This window comes from Georgenia muralis (assembly GCF_003814705.1).
Classification (GTDB): domain Bacteria; phylum Actinomycetota; class Actinomycetes; order Actinomycetales; family Actinomycetaceae; genus Georgenia; species Georgenia muralis.
Genome location: NZ_RKRA01000001.1, coordinates 2,809,853 through 2,833,263, shown reverse-complemented (window position 1 = coordinate 2,833,263; position 23,411 = coordinate 2,809,853). Strand labels below are relative to the sequence as shown.

Sequence of the window (23,411 nt, the reverse complement as noted above, 5' to 3'; positions counted from 1 at the left end):
GGTCAGCCCTGCGCCTTCGCCAGCGCCTCTTCGTGGGCCTGGACGAACACCTCGGTGGGCTGGGCGCCGAGGATCGGGGTGCCACCGAGGAGGAAGGCCGGGGTGGAGTACACGCCGATGGCGGCGGCCTCGTCGACGTTCGCCTGCACGCCGGCCGCGACCTCCGGGGAGTCCAGGTCGGCGGTGAAGCGCTCGACGTCGAGGCCGAGCTCGCCGGCGAGGGCGATGAGCGCCTCGTCGGTCAGCTCGTCGGCGGGCCGCTTCTCCCCGCCCTCGAAGAGCGCGTGGTGGTACTCGACGTAGGCGTCCTGCTCACCCGCCGCGTAGGCGGCCTGCGCCGCGCGGACCGAGACCGGACCGAAGGCGTTGATGTCGCGCCACTCGATCCGGAGGTCGCCGGCGTCGGCGTACTCCATCATCGTCGGCTCGGTGTCCTTCGCCCAGACGGCGCAGAAGGGGCACTGGAAGTCGTTGTAGACGACGAGCGTCACCGGGGCGTCGACCGGTCCGTACGCCAGGGCGTCGCCCTCCTCTCGGCGCGCCATCTCCAGGGTCTGCTGCTCGGGCTCGACGACGTCGGCCACCGGAGCGTCGGAGGGTGCTGTCGCGGCCGGCTGCTGGGCGGCGCCCTCGTCGTCGCCCCCGACGACGGAGACGACGAGCAGGACGAGGGCGACGAGGACGATCGCGGCGGGGACGAGCCAGGCCGGGACCCGGCGGGCGGACGCTGCGGGCATGGGGGTCTCCTTCGGAGATGACTGGGGAGTACCGGGGGTGGCCCGGGGCGGTCCCGGTGGTGACGGACGGTCTACTACGTGACGTAGTAGCCCTCTATCCGGCATAGTAGACGCATGCCTCCCGGAACCTCCACCCCGCTCCTTCCCGCCCGCTCCGGCACGCTGAGCACCGCGGCGACGGCGCTGCGGGCGTGGACGCCGGCTCGGTGGGCCGTCTCGGCGGTCGCCGCCGTCGCGGTCGCCCTCGCCATCGGGATCCCGACGGTCCTCATCCCCAACCCCGTGTTCGGCCGGGAGATCCCGGTCGTGTGGTGGAACTACCCGGTGTGGATCCTCACGTCGCTCGTCGCCGGGATGCTCGTCGCGACGTACGTCCGCCCGCGGCGCGCGCAGCCGGCACCCGACCCCGCCGGCGAGGGCCCGAGCCGGGCGGGGATGGCCGGGGGCGTGCTCATGTGGTTCGCCGTGGGGTGCCCCGTGTGCAACAAGATCGCCCTGCTGGCCCTCGGCTACACCGGCGCACTCACGTGGTTCGCCCCCTTCCAGCCGCTGCTGGGAGTGGCCGGGCTCGCCCTGACGGCCGGCGCGCTGGTGGTCCGGCTGCGCGGCGAGGTCTACTGCCGGGTACCGGCGGCCGCGACGGCCGCGACCGCTGCGCCGAGCGACGCCGAGCCGACCGCCGCGGGCCCGACCGCCGCCGAGCCGACCGCCGCCGAGCCGACCTCCGCCGGGCATGCCTGAGCTCGCACCCCTCCCCCGGCTCGGCAGCCTGGAGCGCGAGGTCATGGAGGTCCTGTGGGACGCCGGTACGGACATGACCACCCGGGCGGTGCTCGACCGGCTCACGTCCGGCCTGGCGTACACCACCGTGGCCACGGTCCTGGGCAACCTCGTGCGCAAGGGCATGGCCGAGCGGGTGACCGCAGGACGCACCTGGGCCTACCGTCACGGCCCCAGCCGCAGCGAGTACTGCGGCGGGCTCATGGCGGAGACCTTCTCCGCCACCCCCGACCGGGCCGCGTCGTTCCTCCACTTCGTCGAGCGGATGTCACCCGAGGACGTCGACCTCCTCCGGAGCCTGCTCGGCGACGTGCACGACGACGACGCACGGGCACCGCGGCGATGACCGCCGCGGTCCTCGCCGTGCTCCTGGCCGTGCTGCTCGGCGTCGGCGCCCTCGCGCCGCGCCTGCGCCGGCGCCCGACGCCGACCTTCAGCGCGCGGCCGCGCCTGGGCCTGGCCGCGTGGACGGGTGCCGCGCTCGCCTGGACCGCGGGGCTCCTCGTCCTCGGCCCGCTCCTGGCGTGGGCTGTCACCGGGCCGGCGCTGCCCGGGGCCGTGGGCGACGTCTGCCGCCGGTGCCTCGTGGCCACCAACCCTTTCGGCCCGGCGACGACGCCCGCGACCACCGACGTCCCCGTCTTCGTCCTTCTCCTCGTGCCCGCCGTCCTGGCGCTCGCGCTGGTGGGGCGCGCCGCGGTCGACCTGGCCCGCGCGGGCCGTGCCGCCGACGCCCACCTCGCTGCCCTGGGCGGCACAGCCCTGCGAGCCGACGCTCTGCACGGCAACGCACCGCACGGCACGACCCTGCACGCCAACGCACCACCGCCCGAGGCCGGGGACGACGTCGTCGTCTGGCTCGTCGAGGACGACGCACCAGCCGCGTACGCACTGCCCGGACGTCGCGGCGTCGTGCTGACCAGCGGCGGGCTCGATGCCCTCACCGCGCCGCAGCTCCACGCCGTGCTCGGCCACGAGCGCGCCCACGTCCTCCAGCGCCACCACACGCTCCTCGGCCTGCTGGCCGCGCTGGCCCGGGTCCTGGGCCGGGTCCCGCTCGTCGCCCACGCGCACCGATCGGCGGCCCGCTACGCCGAGATGGCTGCCGACGACGCGGCGCGCCGCGCGGCCGGCACGCGTGCCCTGGCCGGGGCGCTGCTGGCCCTGGGCGGTCACCCCGACCTGCAGCAGCTCCCGGCCGGGGTGCCGACGCTCCACGTGGCCGGCCGGGCCGTGCCGTGGCGCACCGCCCGGCTCGTGACACCGCCGTCGCCGCCGTCACGCTGGGGACTGGCCGCCGTCGTCGCCTACCTCGCGGCCGTCGTCACCGTGGTCGCCCTCGTCGTCGTGCCCTACGGCACGGTGCTGGTGACCGGCACCTGCTGAGCCGAAGTCCGCCTGGTGTTCATCCCGGGCCGCCAGCGCCTGACGAAACTGCTCAGATGGCTGCTGATCGCGACCACATGAGCAGAACCGATTCACGGCCACCGGCCGAAGCTGCGCGGCGACCCGACGAGTTCGCTCGGATGGCTGCTGATCACGACCACGTGGGCAACCTGGTCCCGCGGTTCCGCGGGGCCAGCGCCGATGTGCGGTGGCGGCAGTGCATCGGGAACGCGCGGGGCGTGCCTCAACCCTGCGCGGCAACGCCGGGGGCGCATTGACGCTGCGCGGCAACGCCGGGGGCGCATTGACGCTGCGCGGCGACGCCGGGAGCCGCCTCGACCCAGCGCGGCCGCCCGCGGCGCCCTCAGTGGTCCGGGCGCAGCAGCCGCGTGAGGTGGGCGGTCGAGCGGTCGAGCTCGCGCCACCCCGTCCGCAGGGTGAGGATGCAGGCCGTCGCGGTGGGCACGCCCAGGGAGACCTGCAGGGCGAGGTCGTCGGCGTCGTCGTGAAGCATCGAGGCGAGATGGGAGATGGTCGGCTCGTGCCCGACGACGAGGGTGGTCCCGGTCGACTCCGGCACCCCGTGCAGCAGGGCCAGCACCTCTCGCGGACCGGCGACGTAGAGGTCGTCGACCACGGTCTGCTCCCGCACGGCCACCCCGCCGGCGAGCAGCTTGAACGTCTCGGTGGTGCGCAGCGCCGAGGAGACCAGCGCCAGGTCCACGGCGCCGACGGCGTCGGCCAGTGCCGGGCCGAGCGCGGCCGCCTGGCGTCGTCCCTTCGCCGCCAGCGGTCGCCGGGCGTCCCCGAGGTCGCGCTCGGGCTCGGCCTTGGCGTGGCGGAGCAGGACGAGGGTCCGCGCCATCACACGCCCATGGCGTGGACGCCGCCGTCGGCGTGGACGATCTCGCCGGTGGTGGCGGGCAGCCAGTCCGAGCACAGGGCCAGCACGGTGCGGGCGGTGGGGTCGGCGTCCGCGACGTCCCAGCCCAGGGGCGCGCGCTCGTCCCAGCCGCCCTCGACCTGCTCGAAGCCGGGGATCGAGGTCGCCGCCGTCGTCTTCACCGGACCGGCCGCGACGAGGTTGCAGCGGATGCCGTCCTTGCCGAGGTCACGGGCCAGGTAACGGGAGGTCGCCTCGAAGGCGGCCTTCGCCACACCCATCCAGTCGTACACGGGCCAGGCGAAGCTCGCGTCGAAGGTGAGCCCGACGACGGCGGACCCGCGGCCCATGAGCGGCTTCGCGGCCACGGCGAGCGCCTTGAGGGAGTACGCGGAGACGTGGACCGCCGTCGCGACGTCCTCCCACCGGCCGTCGAGGAAGCTCCCACCCATGACCGACTGCGGGGCGAAGCCGATGGAGTGCACGACGGCGTCGAGGTGGTCGGTGTGCTCGCGCACCCGGTCCGCGAGGGCGGCGAGGTCGTCCTCGTCCGTCACGTCGAGCTGGACCACCGGCGCCGGGGCCGGGAGCCGGCGGGCGGTGACCTCGGTGAGGCGGAACTGCCGGCCGAAAGAGGTCAGGACGACGGTGGCGCCCTGCTCCTGGGCGAGCCGCGCCACGTGGAAGGCGATCGAGCTGTCCTTGAGGACGCCGGTGACGAGGATCGTCTTGCCGTCGAGCAGTCCCATGTCTCTCCTAGGTTGGTCCGGGGCGCGGCCCGTGGGGGCCGCGGGTGAGCAGGGGCGGTCAGTGCCCCATGCCGAGGCCGCCGTCGACGGGGATCACCGCGCCGGAGATGTAGGCCGCGCCGTCGCCGGCGAGGAACTCCACCGCTGCCGCGACGTCGTCGACGCCGCCGAAACGGCCCGCGGGGATCGCGCCGAGATAGGCCTGCTGCTGCCTCTCCGGCAGGGCCTGGGTCATGGCGGTGTCGATGAAGCCCGGTGCCACGACGTTGGCGGTGATCCCGCGGCCGCCGAGCTCGCGGGTGATGGAGCGGGCGATCCCGACGAGGCCCGCCTTGGAGGCGGCGTAGTTGACCTGACCCGGTCCGCCGTAGAGCGCCACGACGGAGGAGATGAGGACGATGCGCCCGCGGCGCGCCCGGATCATGCCCTTGCTCGCCCGCCGGGCCACGCGGAACGCGCCGGCGAGGTTGGTGTCGATGACGGTCTCGAAGTCCTCGTCGCTCATGCGCATGAGGAGCTGGTCGCGGGTGACACCGGCGTTGGCGACGACGACCTCGACCGGGCCGTGCGCCTCCTCCACCTGGGTGAAGGCGGCGTCGACCGAGGCGGTGTCGCGCACGTCACCGGTGACGCCGAGGACGCCGTCGGGCAGGTCACCGGAGCGGTAGATCGTGGCGACCTTGTCGCCGGCGGCGACGAACCGCTCGGCGATGGCGCGGCCGATGCCCCGGTTCGCGCCGGTCACCAGCACGCTGCGTGCCGTCTGCTCGCCCACGTCGTCTCCCGTTCATCGCTGTGTCGCTGCGAGGAAACCGTAGCCGACGCCCGCCGGGACCGGCGAAGGCCGTCCGTGGGACGGCGGCGTAACCTGTATGGGTGAGGAGGCGGCGCGACTCCGGGTCGCAGGTCCAGGCGATCACCTCGGTGCGCCGCGCCCTGGCCGAGGACGTCCACGACCGCACCATCCGCTACCTCGTCTCCATGGGCATCCGGACCGGCTGCATCCTCCTGCTCTTCGTGGTGCCCGGTCCGTGGAAGTGGCTGTGCCTCGTCGGTGCGGTCCTGCTGCCCCTGCTGGCCGTGCTGGTGGCCAACGCCGGCCGGGAGAAGCCGGAGCCGTCCGCGAACCTGCTGCCCGGCGGGCCGGGTGACCCGGGACAGCTGGGCATCGGGGCCGCCCGTCCGCTCCCCTACGACCCCTTCACGGAGTACCTGCGATGAGCCCCGACGCCGCCCTGCCCTACGTCGAGGTCGAGGAGCTGCGCTGCAGCGCCAAGGGCTGCGGCGCCGAAGCGGTGCACGCGCTGCTCTGGAACAACCCGCGCCTGCACACGCCCGGCCGGCGCAAGGTCTGGCTCGCCTGCGAGGACCACCTCGAGGGCCTGCGCGGCTTCCTCGATCAGCGCAGCTTCCTGCGCGACGTCATCGCCGTCGCCGACCTCGACGAGACCCACGGGTGAGCCGCTACGCCTTCCTCACCGCCCCGCGGTGGGTGCGGCTGATCACCACGATGGTGCTCGTCTCGCTCGTGTGCGTCCTCCTGGGCGCCTGGCAGTGGAGTCGCTACCAGGACCGCTCGGCGCAGGCCGCGCAGGTCGACGCCGTCCACGACGCCGAGCCGGTACCTCTCGGCCAGGCTCTGGGCCGTCCCGTCGTCGACGCCGGGTCGCAGTGGCGCCCGGTGGTCCTTACCGGCCGGTACGTCGGCGAGCCGGTCCTCCTGCGCAACCGCCCCGTCGAGGGCACCGCCGCCGTGCACGTCGTCGCCCCCTTCCTCGCCGACGTCGACGGCGAGGGGCTGCTCGTCGTCGTCGACCGCGGCTGGCTCCCCACCGCCGAGGCCGGGTCCGCACCTGCGTCGCCGGAGGGGACGGTCGAGCTCGTCGCGCGGCTGCGGCTGGCCGAGACGCCGCAGGACCGGGTCGCCGCCGACGGGCAGGTCTACAGCCTCGACCCGCCGACCGTGCTCGCGGCCGCGGGTTCGCCGCCCGAGGCCGTCGGTGCCGAGCCGCTCGAGGGGTATGTCGTCGCGGCCGAGGAGCGCCCCGCCGCCGACGTCACCCTCGGGAGCTACGCCCGCCCGACCTTCAACTACGGCATGAACCTGTCGTACACGATCCAGTGGGGGCTCTTCGCTCTCGGGGCTCTCGCGGCGCCCGTGGTGCTCGCCAGGCGCGAGGCGGCCGAGCGCTCGGGCTACGGACCGGTGCGCACGGGCGGCCGGGCCGAGCACGAGGAGGACCTGGAGGTCCTCGCGGGGCTGCGCCGGCAGGCCGCCCTCCCGCCCGGACGTCCGGCCGACGGTCGACCGGCGGGGCGGGTGATCGACGCACCGGTGACGACAGCCGTCGACGCACCGGTGACGGCAGCCATCGACGCACCGGCCGGCACGGACACCGACGGCCGGACCGCTCCTCGCGCCGGCCGGCACGGCGGCTGACCGGCGGACCGTCGACCCGACGTCGCGACCGTCAGGCCAGGGTCACGAGCTCCAGGTAGCTCTCGCTCCACAGGTCCTCGTCGGCGTCGGGAAGCAGGAGCACCCGCTCGGGGTTGAGCGCCTGGACCGCCCCCTCGTCGTGCGTGACGAGGACGACGGCGCCGGTGAAGGCCCGCAGCGCCCCGAGGATCTCCTCACGGCTGGCGGGGTCGAGGTTGTTCGTCGGCTCGTCCAGGAGGAGGACGTTCGCGGAGGAGACGACCAGGACGGCCAGGGCCAGCCGGGTCTTCTCGCCGCCGCTGAGGACCTTCGCTGGCTTGTCCGCGTCGTCGCCGGAGAACAGGAAGGAGCCCAGCACGCTCCGCACCCCGGTGTCGTCGAGGTCGGGTGCCGCCGAGCGAAGGTTCTCCACGACGGTCCGCTCGACGTCGAGGGTCTCGTGCTCCTGGGCGTAGTAGCCGATCTTGAGACCGTGCCCGGGCACAACCTCACCGGTGTCGGCCTCCTCGACCCCGCCGAGGATGCGCAGCAGGGTGGTCTTGCCGGCCCCGTTCAGGCCCAGGACGACGACCTTGGAGCCCCGGTCGATGGCGAGGTCGACGTCGGTGAAGACCTCGAGCGAGCCGTAGGACTTGCTCAGCCCCTCCGCGGTCAGCGGGGTCTTCCCGCACGGGGCGGGGTCGGGGAAGCGCAGGTGCGCCACCTTGTCGGCGCGGCGGGTCTCCTCCAGGCCGGACAGCAGGCGCTCGGCGCGCCGGGCCATGTTCTGGGCGGCGACGGTCTTGGTGGCCTTGGCCCGCATCTTGTCGGCCTGGGCCATGAGCGCGCCGGCCTTCTTCTCGGCGTTGGCCCGCTCGCGGTGCCGGCGGCGCTCGTCCGCCTCGCGCTGCTTGACGTAGGCGTCCCAGCCCATGTTGTACACGTCGAGGACGCCGCGGTTGGCGTCGAGGTAGAAGACGTGGTTGACGGTCTCGCGGAGCAGCTCGACGTCGTGGCTGATGACGACGAACCCGCCCGAGTAGGTGCGCAGGTACTCGCGCAACCACACGATCGAGTCGTGGTCGAGGTGGTTCGTGGGCTCGTCGAGCAGCAGGGTCTGGACGCCGGAGAACAGGATCCGGGCGAGCTCGACGCGGCGCCGCTGGCCACCGGAGAGGGTGTGCAGCGGCTGCTCGAGGACGCGGGTGGGCAGCCCGAGGTTGGAGGTGATGCGCGCGGCGTCGGACTCGGCGGCCCAGCCGCCCTGGGCGGCGAACTCGGCGTCGAGGCGGACGTACTTCTCCATGGCCCTCGTCTGGGCCTCGCCCTCGGAGGTGGCCATCGCGTGCTCGGCCCGGCGGATCCGCCGGACCAGGTCGTCCAGCCCGCGGGCGGAGAGCACCCGGTCGCGGGCGAGGACGTCCATGTCACCGGTGCGCGGGTCCTGCGGGAGGTAGCCGATGTCACCGCTGCGGACGATCTGGCCGGTGTGCTGGACGACGCCGGAGGTGGCGGCCTCGCCGGCCAGGAGCTTGGTCAGGGTGGTCTTGCCGGCGCCGTTGCGGCCCACGAGGCCGATCCGCATCCCGGAGTCGATCCGGAAGTTCGCCTCGTGCAGGAGCTCACGGGCGCCGATGCGCATCGTCAGGTCGTGGGCGGTGATCACAGGGGCATACCTCGGTCGCTGCAGATGGTGGGGGTGTCGTGGCCGCGGGCGGGACTCCCTCGCGGACGTGCGCCTTCCCAGTGTACGGCGGGCCGTCGGGGCTGCGGAGGGGAGATCCGTCACCCTGCAGCACCCATGGGTCGGTGCCGGCGGTCAGGAGTCGGCGCCCCGGAGGCAGCCGGCGGTCAGAGTCGGCGTCTCGGAGGCAGCCGGTGCTCACGTTCCGGCTCCGCGGTCGCCGTGCGCCAGCGCTGCGAGCGCGGCGTCCCCGACCCCCCGCATCGCGGGGGCGTCGTCGGAGGTGGTGACGAGGGCGGAGCCGATCGCCAGCGCCCAGCCTGCCGCGCGGACCCAGGTGTCGGGCGACGGGCCGACCCGCGAGCGCAGCACCTGACGGCCGGCCTTGCCGAACACGAGCCAGGCGGCGGCGAGGTCGGTCGCCGGGTCACCGGCGGTGAGGTCGCCGAAGTCGACGACGGCGGCGAGCCGGCCGCCGTCGACGACGAGGTTGGCGGGGTGGGGGTCGCCGTGCAGCCACAGCGCGGGCCCGTCCCAGGCCGGGGCCGCCAGGGCCCGGTCCCACACGGCGACGAGCCGGGCGTCGGCGCCGGCGAGCCGTTCCCGCACCACGTCATCACGGTTCCCGAGCGGGACACCTCGGACGGGGTTGTGCGGCGCCCCGGGCGGCGCCGGCCGGTGCAGGGCGAGGAGGAAGTCCGCGAACGCCGGGGCCAGGACGTCACGCCGCTCCGGCGGGAGCGTCAGAGCCGAGACGCCGGGGAACCAGGGCACGACCGACCAGTGCCACGGGTAGTAGGTGGTGGGGGTGCCCGTCCGGACCGGGACGGGCACCCGGACGGGCAGGCCGGGCGCCAGCCCGGGCAGCCAGCGCTGCTCGTGGCGCACGAGCGCTGCGGCCGCCTGCCGCCGCGGGGTGCGCACCGCGAGCCGGTCGCCGAGCCGGTGCACGAGGTTGTCCCACCCGCTGGCGGCAGCACCCAGGGGTAGCTCCGCCAGGTCGGGGTGCTGGTCCGCGAGGAGGCGGCGCACCACGTCGGCACCGACGTCGAGCTCGGCCGAGGGTGTGCGCGCCATCGTCCGATCCTCCCGCACCGGCGCGTTCCACGGTCCGACGCACGGGCGGCGCCCGCGCGTCGGACCGCCCACCACGGGCGGCTCGGCACCGCCGAACCGGACGATACGGGCGGTACGGGGCTGCGCCGATCCCTCGCCATGCCGCGTGACGACGGTGGAACTAGTTTGTGCCCATGACCTTCAACAAGGACGTCCGGGCCGACACCGGACGCGTGCGCAGCTCCCGTGGCGGCAAGGGCGCAGCCGTGGGCGGCGGGCTCGGTCTCGTGGCGCTGCTCATCTACATGTTCACCGGCGTGGACCTCTCCGGCGTCCTCGGCGGCGGGGGTGGCGAGCAGACCCAGGAGGAGGGGACGCAGGACTTCTCGCACTGCCAGACCGGCGAGGACGCCAACGAGTTCACCGACTGCCGCATGATCTACACCGCCGACGCGCTCGACCAGTACTGGGTCGCCGCGCTCCCCGAGCAGGCGGACATCGAGTACCAGATGCCCGGCTTCGAGCTGTTCGAGAACTCGGTCTCCACCGGGTGCGGCAACGCGACGTCCGCCGTCGGACCGTTCTACTGCCCGCCGGACGCCTCGGTCTTCCTCGACATGGGCTTCTTCGACCAGCTGGAGTCCCAGCTCGGCGCCGAGAACGCCCCGCTCGCCCAGATGTACATCGTCGCCCACGAGTGGGGCCACCACATCCAGAACCAGCAGGGCACGATGTCCACGATCGACCGGCAGGGCACCGGCCCGGAGTCCGACGGGGTGCGCCTGGAGCTGCAGGCGGACTGCTACGCAGGCATGTGGGTCGGCCAGGCGGCCACGGTCGTCGACCCCGACTCCGGAGCGACGTTCCTCGAGCCACCCACGCGGGAACAGGTGAACGACGCGCTCGATGCCGCCGCCGCCGTCGGCGACGACCGGATCCAGGAGGGCGCGGGGCAGGAGGTCGACCCGCACACGTGGACCCACGGCTCGGCCGAGCAGCGCCAGCGCTGGTTCGTCACCGGCTACGAGCAGGCGTCGATGGCGGCCTGCGACACCTTCGCCGCCGAGACGCTCTGACGACGACGGCGCCACCCCGTCAGGGTGACGCCGTCGCTCTGGTCACGACCACCGCGAGGGGCGCCGTCATGCGGCTCGTCCGCCCGGCGCAGCTCCACGACCTCGCTCAGCGGCGGGGGTCCGCGCCGTCGTCGGCGGCGTCGCCGTCAGACCGGTTCGCGGCCCTGGCCGCCTCCGCCTGCCGCACCTCGTCGGGCCGGGAGAGGTTCTTCGGGATCGACCGGGCCCCGTGCGCGGCCGCCACGTGGTCGTCGTTCAGCTGGTCGCGGTTGAGCAGCAGGTTCAGCAGGATCGCGGCGATGGCGCCGGCGCTGATGCCCGAGTCGAAGATGAGCTGGAACCAGCTGGGGAAGTTCGCGTAGATCTCGGGCTGGACGGTCGGCAGCAGCGCGATGCCCACCGCGATCGCCACGACGAGGATGTTCGTGTTGGTGAAGTGGACCTTGACCAGCGTCCGCACACCGGCCGCGACGACCATGCCGAACAGGGCGATGCCCGCTCCTCCGAGCACGGCACGCGGCACGCCCTCGACGACGGCGGCGACCTTGGGAACCAGGCCCAGGGCGATGAGGATGACGCCGGACATGGCGGTCACCCATCGCGACTTCACCCGGGTGAGGCTCACCAGGCCGACGTTCTGGGCGAAGGCCGTGTAGGGGAACGTGTTGAAGAACCCGCCGAGCATCGTGGACAGGCCGTCGGCGCGCAGGCCGTCACCGAGCTGTTGCTTGGTCACCGGTCGGTCGACGATCTCCCCGACCGCGAGCATGTCGCCGGTCGTCTCCGTCATGATGACGAGACCGACCACGAGCATCGAGATGACGGCGGCGATCGGGAAGGTCGGCAGCCCGAAGTGCAGCGGTGTGATGACGGCGAACCAGCCGGCCTCGCTGACGCCGCTCCAGTCGACCATGCCGAACGGAACCGCCACGATCGTGCCCACCACCAGCCCCAGGAGGACCGAGACGCGGGCGAGAGCGGGCGGCGCGAACTTCTCGAGCATGATGATGAAGATCAGCGTGGCAGCTGCGAAGGCGAGGTCGCGCGGCTGCGCCGACTCCTCGTTGTTGGTGATCCAGCCCGCGGCCACGCCCATGAGCGAGAGCCCGATGATCATGATGACCGTGCCGGTCACGAGCGGGGGGAAGTAGCGCAGGACCGACGAGAAGACGGGCGCCAGCGCGATCATGAAGAGCCCGCACGCGATGGTGGCCCCGAAGATCGCCGTGATGTCGTACTGGTTGCCGATGGCGATCATCGGCCCGACGGCGGCGAACGTCACGCCCTGCATGAGGGGCAGCCGCACGCCGAAACGCCAGAACCCGATCGACTGGACCAACGTGGCGACGCCGGCGACGAAGAGGTCGGCGCTGATGAGGAAGGCGATGTCGGCGGAGGAGTAGCCGAGCGCCCCGCCGACGATGAGGGGGACCGCGACGGCACCCGCGTACATCGCCAGCACGTGCTGGAGCCCGAGGGGGAACAGCCGGTCGAGCCGGGGGATCTCGTCGACCGGGTGCCTGGTCGGTCCTGTCGTGACGGGGCGTGACACGTGACCTCCTGGTGAGTCCGTCGTTGGACGTTCGGCACACGCTAGGGCACGGGCCGCCCGGACGGAAGGAGATTTGGACAGATTTTTCCAGATAACGAATCTTTTTCCGCGTCCTGGAAGCGGGGACGACGGCGGCCCGGCACCCACGTGGGGTGCCGGGCCGAGGCTGCCGGACGGCGACGACGCAGCGGCGGCCGGTCGTCGCCGGCGGGCAGTCGTCGCCGGCGGCCGGTCGTCGCCGAGGCTCTCAGACGTTGAACTGTCCGAACCCGTCCTGACCTGGACGTTCGCCGTGAGCCGGGAGGCTGTGGGGGAATCCTGGGGGAATCGGGCCGTGCGCGTGCCCCCGCCGAGACGGAGGTGGCGAGACCGTGACGGGTTACGTCGTGGTCTCGGGTGGGCAGCCCGCCCACCATCGGCAACTCTAGCGAGCCGCGGATCATCCGCGGCGACGGACCGTGGAGCACTGGCCGGAGGGATTGGTCCTTTACCCGCGGAGTGCAAGGGCGATGGTGAGGCCAAGCCACGCGGCGCCGAGGCCGGCGGTGAGGCTGAGCAGGATGTTGAGCAGCGCGTAGAGCCGGGAACCGCTCTCGGTCAGCCGCATGGTCTCGTAGCTGAAGGTGCTGTACGTGGTCAGGGCCCCGCAGAACCCCACACCGACGAGGGTGAGGACGGTCTGCGGCACCCCTCCGGCTGAAGCAGCACCCGCCAGGACACCCAAGATGAGGGAACCGATGACGTTGACGGTGAGGGTGCCCCACGGGAAGACGGAATCGTGCCGGGACTGGATGGCCCGGTCGGTGTAGTAGCGAAGCGGCGCTCCGACCGTGGCGCCGACGGCGACCAGGAGGAGCGTCATGCCGGCTTTGCGGCGGTGTCGCCGAAGTGACGGACCACCTCGACTTCGTCGATGACGGCGACCCCCTCGGTGACCACCTCGTCGAGCCGGGGCAGGAAAGCGCGGATCTTCGCTTCCTCGTCGATGATGACGATGCTCAGCGGGAGGTCCTCGCTGAGGCTCAGGATCCGGCTGGTATGGATCTTGTGGAAGCGGCCGAAGCCCTCAAGACCACGGAAGACCGACGCCCCGGCCAGCCCCGCGTCATGTGCGCGGTGGACGATCTCGGCGTAGACGGGGCGGTGGTGCCACTGGTCGGACTCCCCGACCAGGACCGTCAGCCGCAGCAGTCTGCTTCCTTCTTTCATGGTTCCTGTCCTTCCCTGTCGGGCCGGGCGCGGGTGGCCCAGCGGGTGATGGCCATGCCGATCTCCACCGCGACGAGGGCAGCGGCGACGGTGGCGAACATGTACACCAGCGCGGTGCTCGGCGCTCCCGCCCCTAGGAGCTCGTGAACGTCGACGGCGTAGGTAGAGAAGGTGGTGAAGCCGCCCAGGATGCCGACCCCGACGAAGGGGCGGATGAGTCGGTGCGGGCGTCCGCCGAGTTCGGTCAGGAGCACCATGAGCACCCCGATCACCAGGCACCCGGTCACGTTGGTCCAGAAGGTTGCCCACGGGAAGGAACCGGGACCGTGAGGTTGCCAGAGGGCGATCCCGTAGCGGCCAACGGCGCCAGCAGCCCCGCCGGCCGCGATGACAAGGGGAACGTCGAGCACGATCCTGGGCCGGGCCCGGCGGCCGGGGGTCTCGCGCCTGGCGGTCTCGGGAATGAGATCCGGGTCCGTGGCGACCTGGTTGCTGCGCTCGGGCATGCGTGTTCCTCCTGGTGTGCCTGCAGGGACCGTTGGCGGAGGAACCGCGGTTGGGGCCGGCGAGCCCCACCGCCGGATTCTCAGCAGCGTAGTAGCCCCTGTGGTGCGCGCCAGCCGTGTCCGTCTTTTGGTCCTCCCCGCGCCACGTGGGTGGGAGTAGCGTCGTGGTTGTCACGGCGGTGGGGCTCGCCTTCAACTGCGGCAGATGCCGCCAACGGTCCCTGGTCTTGTCCGAGAGGGCGGGGGCTGCGGTGACCCTTCATCGTGGTTCCTCGCCGGTGACCGCGCCGGGCGGCGTGGAGGAGAGGGGCGATCGACGATGGGCGCAGAGAGCTTCGGTATCACTGACCTGGACGCGCTGGAGATCCTGGACTCCCGGGGGAATCCCACGCTGCGCGTGTCCGTGGAGCTGTCCACCGGGCAGAGGGCTTCGGCGGGTGTGCCCTCGGGTGCCTCGACGGGCAGCCGGGAGGCGGTCGAGCTGCGCGACGGCGACGCCGACCGGTACGGCGGCAAGGGTGTCACCCGTGCGGTCAGCAACGTCAACGGCGAGCTCGCGGAGCTGCTGCGGTCCCGGACCTGGTCGGCCCTGGCGGAGGTGGACCGGGCGATGAACGACGCCGACGGCACCGGGAACAAGGCTCGCCTCGGGGCGAACGCGATCATCGGCGTCTCCATGGCCCTGGCCCGCGCCCTGGCCGGCACCAACGAGCTGTACACGTACCTGCGCCTCGGCGGTACTTCCCCGCGGCTGCCGGTCCCGCACTTCAACGTGCTCAACGGCGGCGCGCACGCCCCGAACTCCCTCGATTTCCAGGAGTTCATGATCGCCCCGATCGGCGCCCCGTCGCTGCCCGAGGCGGTCCGCGCCGGGGCGACCGTGTACGGCAGGCTCCGCTCGTTGCTCCAGGACCGCGGGTTCGCCACCGGCCTGGGGGATGAGGGCGGTTTCGCCCCGGACATCACCCGGCCCGAGGACGTCCTGGCCCTGCTGGTCGAGGCGATCGAGGGTGCCGGGTACACCGCCGGACGTGCCGGGGTGGCGATCGCCCTGGACCCGGCGGCGAGCGAGTTCTACGACGACGGCTCCTACCGGGTCGCCGGGGAGAGCCTGACCAGCACCGAGATGATCGAGCGGTACGCCCAGATGGTCGCCGACTTCCCGGTGTGGTCCATCGAGGACGGTCTCGCGGAGGGTGACTGGGACGGCTGGGTCGCCCTGACCGAGCGCCTGGCCGGCCGGGCCCAGATCATGGGCGACGACATCTTCGTCACCAACCCCGCGATCATCACCGAGGCCATCGGGCGCAAGCTCGGCAGCTCCGCCCTCATCAAGCTCAACCAGATCGGCTCGGTGTCCGAGACCCTCGAGGCGATGCGCCTGTGCCGCGACGCCGGCTACACCCAGATGGTCTCCCACCGCTCCGGTGAGACCGAGGACAGCTTCATCGCCGACCTCACCGTCGGTACCGGGTGCGGTCAGCTGAAGTCCGGTGCCCCCGCCCGAGGTGAGCGCGTGGCAAAGTACAACCGGCTCCTGCAGATCGCCGCCACCACCGACCTGCCGTACGGGCTCGCCTGACCCATGGCCTCGGACCGCCACGGCACCGATCCGGCCCCGTCGCCGCGGTGGTTGACACCCGGTGTGGGGAGCATCGGAGCCGCCTCGTTCTTCTCCGACACCGGCCACGAGATGGCCACCAGTGTCCTGCCTACCTTGCTCACGACCACTCTCGGCGCCGGGCCGGGGGCGCTCGGGGCCATCGAGGGGGTCTCGGACGCCCTCATCGGACTGAGCAAGCTGGCCGGTGGTCCGCTGTCGAGCGACCCTGGGCGCCGGGCCAACCTGGCCCGTGGCGGGTACGTGCTCACCGCCGTCGCGACCTCGTTGATCGGCGTGGCCACCGCCGTGTGGCAGGTCGCGATCCTTCGGGCCCTGGGCTGGATGTCCCGCGGGATCCGCTCCCCCGCCCGCGACACCCTGCTCGTCTCTCTGGTCCCGCGCGAGGCCTACGGGCGCGCCGCGGGTCTCGAGCGTGCCGGCGACAACGCCGGCGCCGTCCTCGGCCCCCTTCTCGCCGCTGCCCTCGTCGGCGTCGTCGGGGTTCGCCACACCATCCTCCTCGCCTTCATCCCCGGCGTGCTCGCCGCCGTCGCCATCACGCTGGCTGCCCGCGAGGCCCGCCGGGTACTCGGAGCCGAGCAGGGCAGGCGCACGCTCTCCTTCAACCTGGGGGAGCTCCGGCGGGCCGGCCTGGCCCGGGCCTTCCTTCCCGTCGCGATGTTCGAGCTGGGCAACGTTGCCACCACCCTGCTGATCCTGCGGGCCACCGACCTCCTGCACGCCCAGGGACGCAGCCTGGTGGCCGCGACCAGCCTGGCCATCGTCCTGTACGCCGCCCACAACGGCGCCGCCACGATCGCCTCCATCGGTGGCGGGCACCTCACCGATCGGCGCGGTCCCCGTGGCGTCTTCGCCGCCGGTGCTGCCTGCTACGTCGGCGCCTACGCCCTCTTCGCGCTCGACCAGCAAGCCTGGCCGCTCGTCCTGGCCGCGTTCGTCCTTGCCGGCATCGGCATCGGCCTGGCCGAGACCGCCGAGACGACACTCGTCGCGCTCATCCTCCCCGACCACCTCCGCGGCAACGGCTACGGCGTCCTCGGCCTGGTCCAGTCCCTCGGCGACCTGGGCGCCTCCCTGGTCGCCGGCCTGCTCTGGGCTGCGGTTTCGCCCACCGTCGCGTTCGCCTACGCGGCCACGTGGATGGTCGGCTCGCTGATCGCCGCGAAGGTCGTCACCGCGCCGGCACGGGCGCGCGACTGACTCCCTCCCCATCAGGGCACCGGCAGGCGTCGCCGAGCGAGGTCGACGGGGCGGGGCGTAAAGTCGGATCTGGGTGATGGATCCCGCCCGGACACGACGTCGCAACCGCCGCCACACAGGCAGCTGATGGTTCCTCCCGGTGACGAGAGGAACCCGACCATGGCAACGCCCGACCCCCCACCGCCGGCGCCAGCGGGAACGAAGGACCTCCGGCTGACCACCGAGGAGGTGCGCCAGCTGTGGTCCTTCGTCCACGGCGACATCATGGATCCCGAGATGCGCCGGCAGCTGCGAGCCTCGTACGGCCTGTGCCCGAGGCACAGCTGGGCCTACGCCGTCGTCGAGATCGAGCTGTGGACGTACGGTCCGGGGGCACGCGGGGGCCACCAGCCCTTCGACGTGGCCATCCTCTACAAGGACCTCCTCGAGCACGCGGCCACGGAGCTGACCAGGCGCCGGATCCTCGCCGCCAACCTGGCCTCGGTGTTGACTGCTGGAGCGGCCTGCCGCATCTGCGAGGAGCTGAGCGCCGCCGCACCGTCAGGAGCGCCGGTCGGCTACGCAGGGTCGGACACCGCAGCCCTGACCGAGGAGGCCAACCGGCTCACGTTCACCACCGCATGGCTCCGCCAGACCGAGCGGGTCTGGCGCCCATGGGTCTGCCCGGTCTGCGCCGCAGAGGCAGGCGTCCCGCGGGATCGCCAGCTCACCGCGGACGACGCCGGCCGGACGTGCCGGCCGCACCTCCTCGCCGCCAGGGACCTTCCCCGTCACACGGCCGACCGGGTCGGCGCACGTCTGCTCGAGACGGCGGATCTTCTCGGCCCCCTCATCGAGTCCATGACCGACCGCGGCCGGCCCGCCACCACCGAGGAGGACGCTTCCTGGGTCGCAGCGCTGGGCTGGTTCGCCGGTTGGGCGTTCCCCCTCGCCGTCCACGTGTCCGACGAGGGCGCGGGGACCGCGACCTGAACCTCATGCCAGCTCGTGGACACGGCGCATCTTCCCGCTGGTGGCCGCGCGGCCGCGTTCCGTGGCGGGCTCACGGTGATGAGTATCCGCACGGTTTCCCAGCCACCGAGAAGTACAGGGCGCCCTCCGTGGCAGCCTCCCGACCCATCCTGCCCAGACCCGGGCCAGGAGCACCCCGGCGACGACGTCGCTTGGCCAGTGTATCCCCAGACGCACCCGGCTCGCCCCCACCCCGGTCACCACCGCGCCCCCCACGACGCGGACGAGCCCTCCGGCGACCCGACCGTGGCACCGTGCGGCGACCGTTCCCAGCGCCAGTGCCGCCCAGGTCGCGTGACGAGAGGGAAAGCTGGGGCCCTTCGGCACGCCTTGCCACCAGCTGGACGGTGATCGTTCTCGCCGCACAGCGACGTTGAGAAGCCGCCTCACCAGCGCACCGCCGCAGACGGTGGCCGCGGGACGCCACCACGACTCCTTCCCCCACGCGGCGTGCACTGTCGCCCGGCCAAGGCCCCGACCACCGGAGCCTCACCCAACCGGGTGACCCAGCCCCACGGCCTGGCCGCCGGCGAAGGCTTCTGCGCGAGCGCACGCTCGACCCGCGTAAGGGGCCCATGCACGAGGACGTCGACAGTCAGGGCCGTCAACGCCACCATGGTGGACAGGCACCGCGCTTCATCCTCGGCCGGATGTGATCGCCGCATCACACCCTCCTCCGATCGCCCGCGTCGCCGCAATCTTGTCGAGCCGAAGCTAGACCGGAACCGGTGCCGCACCGCGCCCAGAGCTCCTGGCCCCACGGCGGCGCGCGGGACGGCGTCACCGCGTGTCACGCCGCGAGCTAGCACCGGAGCGGGTCTCTCCCGTCGGTGGGGTCTCGGTCCCCGCTGCCGTGCCGAAGACGCGCGCGTAGAGGTCGGTGCCATAGCTGGTGGGGAGCGGCTCACCGACGGGCAGCTTGAAGGTCCGGTGCCCGTCCGCCTCTCGTTCGGCCCGGAGGCACAACGTGTCGCCCCGTCCCTGCCGCGCGATGCCGTGGGCGAGGTCGAACAGGTGTGTGACGAAGAAGACCTTGATGCCCTCCTCCTGCAGCGCCCGGAGGATGTCTCGTGAGATCTGTGACCCTTCCCGTTCGTTGGTCGAGGCGAACGACTCGTTGCACAACAGCAGCGATCCGGGCCGGATGTGGTCCGCGATGTCGCTCATCCGGCGGAGCTCTTCGTCGAGCCTTCCGCTGGTCATGGTCGGATCTTCCTCGCGGCTGAAGTGCGTGGCGATCGCTTCACAGACGTTGGCCCGGTACTGCTGTGCCGTGACGAACATCCCGGACTGCATCATCAGCTGCGCCAGCCCCACGGCACGCAGGAACGTGGATTTCCCTCCTTGGTTCGCGCCAGTGATCATCACCAGCGACCTGCCGTCGGCGTCGACGTCGTTGCCGACGACGGGTTCCTCAGTGGTCAGCACCAGCGCGGCGTCGCGGAGATCGCGGCAGCTCAGTGCGACGCTGCCCTGTACCGGCTCGGGGAAGCACCAGGCGGTCGCCTCGGCTCCCAGCTGGTCGTGGAGGTTGAGGCACCCGATGTAGAAGCCGAGCTCGGTGCGCAGGGCCTTGAAGAAGGCCAGGATGTGATCGGTGGACCGGGACAGGGCGTGGGCGATGTGGTCCAGGCCCTGGTCGCGCAGCTCGGAGAGCGCGCTGAAGCCGGCGTCGTCGCGGTCAGGGATGACGAACGTCAGGCCCTGCCGTGGCGGCGCCGTCAGGCGCTCGAGCCAGGTCCCTCTCTCATGATGCGGGCGGCGCAGCGTATAGCGGGTACCCGTGTTCCCCGTGCCGAGCTCCGCGCTCATCAGGACGCCGTCGCGGAACCTCAGACGGCGCAGGTGCGCACCCGCCGTCGCGAAGAACTGGTCGTCGAGCTCGGTGGCGATCATCTCGAAGAACGTCGTGAATGCGGCTGAACGGAAGGTCCAGCTCCGCTCGTCCGCGATCACCCTGAGCCGGGTGAGGTGCTCGACGAACATCTCCAGGACCTCCACCGACCTGCTCACCACCGAGGTCGGCCTGCGCAGGATCGACCCGAAGATCCGCTTCTCCCGGGCGATGGCGGCCACCGCGCCGGCGTAGATCTCCGTGACGATCTCCCGGTGGCGGAGGCAGTCCTCGAGCGCTGCCTGGCGATACCTGATCTCGGCCGGGTCCTGCAGGGGTGTCAGCAGGGCGACGCGGCCGATCTCGTAGAGGACGTGATCGCCGTCGGCCATGACCGCCAGCAGGGTGTCGAGCTCGAGGTCGTCGATGAGGTCCCCCGCGTTCCAGGGGAGCGGCTGCTGCGGATCGAAGCCACGGTCGGGGTGCATCAGATGCGTCTTCATCTCGCCACCCGTGCCCTCAACGCCTCGTAGCCGAGGCCGTACTTCTGCGCCAAGGCAGCGGCGTACGCAAGCCCGTCCGCGCGCCGCCGCTCCAGCCTGTAGGTGCGCTCGGTCGGGTCCTCCGGACGGACCGCGCTGACCATGCTCACGGTCGAGGGACTGAGATCGGAGAGCTCGTCGACGAAGGTGACGTACACGGCCAGGCAGTCGAGCGCGATGATCCGCCTCAGGACCCGCTCCCCGAGCAGACGGGCGTCCTCCAGGGTGGTGGAGGTGAAGATCTCGTTGAGAATCAACACGCTCTCACTACTGGCCCGCTCCAGCATCTGATGGACCCGGATCAGGTCGTCCTCGAGCTGCCCCCTGAGGTCGCTGAGGTTCTCCTTCCGCGCGAAGTGCGTCAAGACGCGGTCCGGCAGGGCCAGCCGGACACACGTGCCCGGGACCGGGCAACCCAGGGCGGCCAGGTGAAAGAGCTGGCCGACCGTTCGGGCGAACGTCGTCTTCCCGCCCTGGTTCGGGCCCGTGACCACCACGACTCGCTCCGGCCCTACCAGCTGGAAGTCGTTGCAGACCACGGTTCCCCCCTCGGCGACGAGCCGGCCCGCCAGGGCCAGGTCGAAGACCTGCCGTCCCTCCACGGCCTTCGATCTGCCCACCAGCGGGTAGCACAGCGCCAACCCGGCCTCCTCGAGAGGAGCCACATGGTCGAGGTAGGCGAGGTAGAACTGGACCTCACGATCGAAATCGCCCACGACGACGTCCACGAAGTCCCGATGCTCCGTGCCGTAGCGGGCCAGTGCTCCGAAAGCCCCCGGGTTGAGCTGGGCGACCAGGTCGAGGACGCGGGCCTCGACGTGACTCATCTCCCCGGCCCGGGACGGGTTCGCCTCCCGTGGCGCTCGCTCTGCCTGCCGGAACCTCTCGAAGGTGGCCAGCACCTCCGCCCCGTAGTCGGCCTCGCCGTGGCAATGGTCGACCGTGACGTGGGCCCCCTTGATGTGGACCGTGTACCGAACTCGGGAGAGGCCCTCACGGACCCGATCCGTGTCCTCACGCAGGTCCGTGAAGGCCGATGATGCGACGTAGTCGCTCAGGTACGCCCGCAACAACCGCAGCCCACGAGAACGGACGGTGGCCCCGCCCAGGTCGCGCCACAATGCAGGAACAGCAGCGCAGTACACCGCCCCGGCCTCGAGGAACCACCACTGCCGCTGCAGCTCGTGGTGCACGCTGCGAGCCGCCTCCAGGCAAGACCGCACACGGCGCATCTCCCCCTCGAACAGCTCGACCACACCGGCCACCGCACGCCCGGACAGGTCGCGGAAGATCTCCTGCCGGTACGTCACCGTCGCCACGTCATGCAACGGCAAAGTGAAGAACGGCCTGATCCGGTACTCCTGCCGCCCGGCGGCGACCGAATCAATGACCTGATCGAGATTCAGGTCGTGGATGAAGTCAGCATCCTTTGGTGGCCGGATCGCTCGCGACCCGCCCGGAAACAGAATCGAACGGAACGGCCTCGTGTCCGCTGGACCGAGTGGGCCATCTCCGGGAACTGGACGCTGCACCGACTCTGGGCTTCTCACGGCATCCTCCACCACGACGTGAGGAGCCATCAGCCCACCAGGGCGGTTCCCGGGAGCTCCATCCCAGAACCGACGTTACACCGTAATCAAGCTGAGTGAAGCTTCCCCGGATGTAATGGAGACCTGTGGTTATCGCCAACCGCACCGAGGCGGTCGGCCGGCGGTGCCGTGGTGCGGCGTCGGCGTCGGGCTCGCCGCCGCAGGGCGACGAGGAGGGCGATGACGAGAACGACGATGACGACGTTGCTGAACGTGCTGGCGTAAGCGCCGACGGTGTCCCACTGGGTGCCAAGCGCATACCCGGCGCCCACCAGGATGGCGTTCCAGACGCCGCTGCCGATTGCGGTGGCGACGCTGAAAGTGGCCATTGGCATGCGTTGGGCACCGGCGGGTAGGGAGATCAGGCTCCGCACGCCGGGGACCAGCCGGCCGAACAAGACCGCCCCGCGGCCGTGGCGGTGGAACCAGTCGGATGCCCCCACCACATCCTCCCGGTCCACCAGCGGCACCTTCGCCACCAGCGCGGCGGACCGTTCGAGCCCGAGCGCCGCCCCGAGCCCGTAGAAGATCCAGGCGCCCACGAGCGACCCCACGGTCGAGGCGACAAGAACCCACAGGACCGACAGATGGCCCTGCTGGGCCAGGAACCCGGACAGAGGCAGGACCACCTCGCTGGGGACCGGCGGGATCACCGTCTCGACCAGTGTCAGGACCGCCACCCCCACCTCGCCCAGCCTGTCGATGAGCTCGACGAAGAGCGCGCTAATGCCGGTCAGATCGCCAGGGGTCGCCGCCGTAGCGATCACCGCGTACCCGCCGGTGCGGTCGGATGAGCCGCCGCGTGGCGGGATCGGGCACGTTCACGTGTGGGCACGGGGACCTTTCCGGGTCGTCGGTCGGGCAGCACGGGCCGTGGGCGGTCGAGGGGCGCTGTTGAGATCGCCGAGGTGGCGAAGGCGCCGGATCGAGCGCCTTCGCCACCGGTGAGGCGGGCCCCGGTCGTGGCCCGGTCGTGGCTGTCAGTCGTCGTTGGTCTCCTGGTCGTTGTCGGCCTCCTGGGCCAGGACGGTCGCGTTGCCGGCGTCGACCTTGACCTCGATAGTGGTGCCGTCATCGCCGGTGACCTCCACGCTGTAGACGACGTAGCCGTTCTCGTTGTCGAGCTCGACGGCCCCGGCGGTCCCGGGCACCGCGGCCAGTGCCGCGCTCGTGGCGTCCTGCGGGCTGACGGTGGCGAGCGACTCCAGGGCCTTGGCCTCGGCCGCCTCGTCGTCCTTGGTCTCGGTGCCGTCCGCGGACTCGGTGTCCTGCGGGGCGGTGACGCTGCCGGTGTACGACGGCTCCTGCTGCTGGTCCTCGGTCGTGGTGGCCTCGGAGCCGCTGGGGGCCGTGCCGTTGGCTGCCATGGCGATCCCCGTGCCACCCAGGGCCAGCCCGGTGACAAGTGCGCCGACGGCGACCGTCCGCTTGGTGGTGACGTTCATGATCGGTGACTCCTTCTTGGTGTCGCGGTCCACCCTGGTGGTGGATCCGTCGATACGAGCAAGACTGTCCGAGGCGTGCTGTGGACACTCTGAGAGACGCTGAGAGCCCCCTCAGCGGCTCCTCAGGTG

25 protein-coding genes and 1 riboswitch are annotated in these 23,411 nt (G+C 72.1%); of the genes, 10 read left to right on the top strand and 15 right to left on the bottom strand.

Going from position 1 to position 23,411, the window contains the following annotated elements; translation table 11 throughout:
- Positions 1 to 2: 2 nt before the first annotated feature.
- On the bottom strand, positions 3 to 737 hold the full coding sequence (locus tag EDD32_RS12735; protein ID WP_123918030.1) for a DsbA family protein: 735 nt from the start codon (positions 735 to 737) through the stop codon (positions 3 to 5).
- A 114-nt stretch (positions 738 to 851) separates the two neighbouring features.
- Between EDD32_RS12735 and EDD32_RS12730 the strand changes: the two genes are divergently transcribed.
- Genes EDD32_RS12730 through EDD32_RS12720 form a run of 3 tightly spaced genes read left to right on the top strand, consistent with a single transcriptional unit; the run spans position 852 to position 2,903 of the window.
- Positions 852 to 1,478, top strand: a complete 627-nt coding sequence (locus tag EDD32_RS12730; RefSeq protein WP_246006119.1) for a hypothetical protein — start codon at positions 852 to 854, stop codon at positions 1,476 to 1,478.
- The gene (locus tag EDD32_RS12725) at positions 1,471 to 1,863 is read left to right on the top strand and encodes a BlaI/MecI/CopY family transcriptional regulator (RefSeq protein ID WP_123918028.1); all 393 of its coding nucleotides are present in this window, start codon (positions 1,471 to 1,473) and stop codon (positions 1,861 to 1,863) included. The genes EDD32_RS12730 and EDD32_RS12725 overlap by 8 nt, the downstream gene beginning before the upstream one ends.
- Positions 1,860 to 2,903, top strand: coding sequence for a M48 family metalloprotease (locus tag EDD32_RS12720; protein ID WP_123918026.1), 1,044 nt, complete (start codon positions 1,860 to 1,862; stop codon positions 2,901 to 2,903). Before EDD32_RS12725 ends, EDD32_RS12720 begins: the two co-directional genes overlap by 4 nt.
- Positions 2,904 to 3,267: 364 nt before the next feature.
- Here the strand turns inward: EDD32_RS12720 and EDD32_RS12715 are convergent, their stop codons facing one another.
- The 3 genes from EDD32_RS12715 to fabG are packed head-to-tail and all read right to left on the bottom strand — an operon-like array spanning position 3,268 to position 5,310.
- Complete coding sequence (locus EDD32_RS12715; RefSeq protein ID WP_123918024.1) at positions 3,268 to 3,768, bottom strand: SixA phosphatase family protein; 501 nt, start codon at positions 3,766 to 3,768, stop codon at positions 3,268 to 3,270.
- Entirely contained in the window at positions 3,768 to 4,535 is a 768-nt protein-coding gene (gene fabI / locus EDD32_RS12710) for an enoyl-ACP reductase FabI (protein ID WP_123918022.1), read from the bottom strand. The genes EDD32_RS12715 and fabI overlap by 1 nt, the downstream gene beginning before the upstream one ends.
- A gap of 58 nt (positions 4,536 to 4,593) precedes the next feature.
- Positions 4,594 to 5,310 (bottom strand): 3-oxoacyl-ACP reductase FabG, encoded by a 717-nt coding sequence (gene fabG, locus EDD32_RS12705; RefSeq protein ID WP_123918020.1) that lies wholly within the window; start codon positions 5,308 to 5,310, stop codon positions 4,594 to 4,596.
- A gap of 101 nt (positions 5,311 to 5,411) precedes the next feature.
- Between fabG and EDD32_RS12700 the strand changes: the two genes are divergently transcribed.
- From EDD32_RS12700 to EDD32_RS12690, 3 genes are read left to right on the top strand one after another with little or no spacing between them, the layout of a single operon-like run.
- On the top strand, positions 5,412 to 5,756 hold the full coding sequence (locus EDD32_RS12700; RefSeq protein WP_123918018.1) for a DUF3099 domain-containing protein: 345 nt from the start codon (positions 5,412 to 5,414) through the stop codon (positions 5,754 to 5,756).
- The gene (locus EDD32_RS12695) at positions 5,753 to 5,995 is read left to right on the top strand and encodes a hypothetical protein (RefSeq protein WP_123918016.1); all 243 of its coding nucleotides are present in this window, start codon (positions 5,753 to 5,755) and stop codon (positions 5,993 to 5,995) included. Before EDD32_RS12700 ends, EDD32_RS12695 begins: the two co-directional genes overlap by 4 nt.
- Positions 5,992 to 6,975: an SURF1 family protein gene (locus EDD32_RS12690; RefSeq protein WP_123918014.1), complete on the top strand. Its 984-nt coding sequence runs from the start codon at positions 5,992 to 5,994 to the stop codon at positions 6,973 to 6,975. Before EDD32_RS12695 ends, EDD32_RS12690 begins: the two co-directional genes overlap by 4 nt.
- Before the next feature lie 31 nt (positions 6,976 to 7,006).
- On the opposite strand, the gene EDD32_RS12685 is transcribed toward EDD32_RS12690, so the two are convergent.
- Positions 7,007 to 8,596, bottom strand: a complete 1,590-nt coding sequence (locus EDD32_RS12685) for an ABC-F family ATP-binding cassette domain-containing protein (protein WP_484103614.1) — start codon at positions 8,594 to 8,596, stop codon at positions 7,007 to 7,009.
- Positions 8,597 to 8,836: 240 nt separating this feature from the next.
- A complete protein-coding gene (locus tag EDD32_RS12680) occupies positions 8,837 to 9,715 on the bottom strand; it encodes an aminoglycoside phosphotransferase family protein (protein WP_211338812.1) in 879 nt (292 codons plus the stop codon).
- A gap of 173 nt (positions 9,716 to 9,888) precedes the next feature.
- Between EDD32_RS12680 and ypfJ the strand changes: the two genes are divergently transcribed.
- The gene (gene ypfJ / locus EDD32_RS12675) at positions 9,889 to 10,770 is read left to right on the top strand and encodes a KPN_02809 family neutral zinc metallopeptidase (RefSeq protein ID WP_123918010.1); all 882 of its coding nucleotides are present in this window, start codon (positions 9,889 to 9,891) and stop codon (positions 10,768 to 10,770) included.
- A 106-nt stretch (positions 10,771 to 10,876) separates the two neighbouring features.
- Here the strand turns inward: ypfJ and EDD32_RS12670 are convergent, their stop codons facing one another.
- The 4 genes from EDD32_RS12670 to EDD32_RS12655 all read right to left on the bottom strand — a co-directional run bounded on the left by EDD32_RS12670 (position 10,877) and on the right by EDD32_RS12655 (position 14,037).
- Entirely contained in the window at positions 10,877 to 12,223 is a 1,347-nt protein-coding gene (locus tag EDD32_RS12670; RefSeq protein WP_123920517.1) for a nucleobase:cation symporter-2 family protein, read from the bottom strand.
- 586 nt (positions 12,224 to 12,809) lie between these two features.
- Positions 12,810 to 13,184: a fluoride efflux transporter CrcB gene (crcB, locus tag EDD32_RS12665; protein WP_123918008.1), complete on the bottom strand. Its 375-nt coding sequence runs from the start codon at positions 13,182 to 13,184 to the stop codon at positions 12,810 to 12,812.
- Positions 13,181 to 13,531 carry a DUF190 domain-containing protein gene (locus EDD32_RS12660; RefSeq protein ID WP_123918006.1) on the bottom strand — a complete coding sequence of 117 codons (351 nt, stop codon included), beginning with the start codon at positions 13,529 to 13,531 and terminating at the stop codon, positions 13,181 to 13,183. The genes crcB and EDD32_RS12660 overlap by 4 nt, the downstream gene beginning before the upstream one ends.
- Positions 13,528 to 14,037: a FluC/FEX family fluoride channel gene (locus tag EDD32_RS12655; protein WP_123918004.1), complete on the bottom strand. Its 510-nt coding sequence runs from the start codon at positions 14,035 to 14,037 to the stop codon at positions 13,528 to 13,530. Before EDD32_RS12655 ends, EDD32_RS12660 begins: the two co-directional genes overlap by 4 nt.
- A gap of 319 nt (positions 14,038 to 14,356) precedes the next feature.
- Between EDD32_RS12655 and eno the strand changes: the two genes are divergently transcribed.
- From eno to EDD32_RS12640, 3 genes are all read left to right on the top strand, one after another.
- The gene (gene eno / locus EDD32_RS12650) at positions 14,357 to 15,619 is read left to right on the top strand and encodes a phosphopyruvate hydratase (protein WP_123918002.1); all 1,263 of its coding nucleotides are present in this window, start codon (positions 14,357 to 14,359) and stop codon (positions 15,617 to 15,619) included.
- Positions 15,620 to 15,622: 3 nt separating this feature from the next.
- Positions 15,623 to 16,861, top strand: a complete 1,239-nt coding sequence (locus EDD32_RS12645) for an MFS transporter (protein WP_123918000.1) — start codon at positions 15,623 to 15,625, stop codon at positions 16,859 to 16,861.
- A gap of 63 nt (positions 16,862 to 16,924) precedes the next feature.
- Positions 16,925 to 17,004, top strand: a riboswitch (Fluoride riboswitch).
- A gap of 16 nt (positions 17,005 to 17,020) precedes the next feature.
- Positions 17,021 to 17,833, top strand: coding sequence for a hypothetical protein (locus EDD32_RS12640; RefSeq protein ID WP_123917998.1), 813 nt, complete (start codon positions 17,021 to 17,023; stop codon positions 17,831 to 17,833).
- Positions 17,834 to 17,836: 3 nt separating this feature from the next.
- Here EDD32_RS12640 and EDD32_RS20025 read toward each other — a convergent pair whose 3' ends face one another.
- The 5 genes from EDD32_RS20025 to EDD32_RS12615 form a co-directional block, all read right to left on the bottom strand.
- Complete coding sequence (locus EDD32_RS20025) at positions 17,837 to 18,238, bottom strand: phosphatase PAP2 family protein (protein WP_425459501.1); 402 nt, start codon at positions 18,236 to 18,238, stop codon at positions 17,837 to 17,839.
- Positions 18,239 to 18,652: 414 nt separating this feature from the next.
- Positions 18,653 to 20,209: a MutS-related protein gene (locus EDD32_RS12630; RefSeq protein WP_123917994.1), complete on the bottom strand. Its 1,557-nt coding sequence runs from the start codon at positions 20,207 to 20,209 to the stop codon at positions 18,653 to 18,655.
- Positions 20,206 to 21,828: a MutS-related protein gene (locus tag EDD32_RS12625; RefSeq protein ID WP_123917992.1), complete on the bottom strand. Its 1,623-nt coding sequence runs from the start codon at positions 21,826 to 21,828 to the stop codon at positions 20,206 to 20,208. The genes EDD32_RS12630 and EDD32_RS12625 overlap by 4 nt, the downstream gene beginning before the upstream one ends.
- Positions 21,829 to 21,884: 56 nt before the next feature.
- Positions 21,885 to 22,604, bottom strand: a complete 720-nt coding sequence (locus EDD32_RS12620) for a DedA family protein (RefSeq protein ID WP_123917990.1) — start codon at positions 22,602 to 22,604, stop codon at positions 21,885 to 21,887.
- A gap of 213 nt (positions 22,605 to 22,817) precedes the next feature.
- A complete protein-coding gene (locus EDD32_RS12615) occupies positions 22,818 to 23,282 on the bottom strand; it encodes a PepSY domain-containing protein (protein WP_123917988.1) in 465 nt (154 codons plus the stop codon).
- Positions 23,283 to 23,411 lie beyond the last annotated feature (129 nt).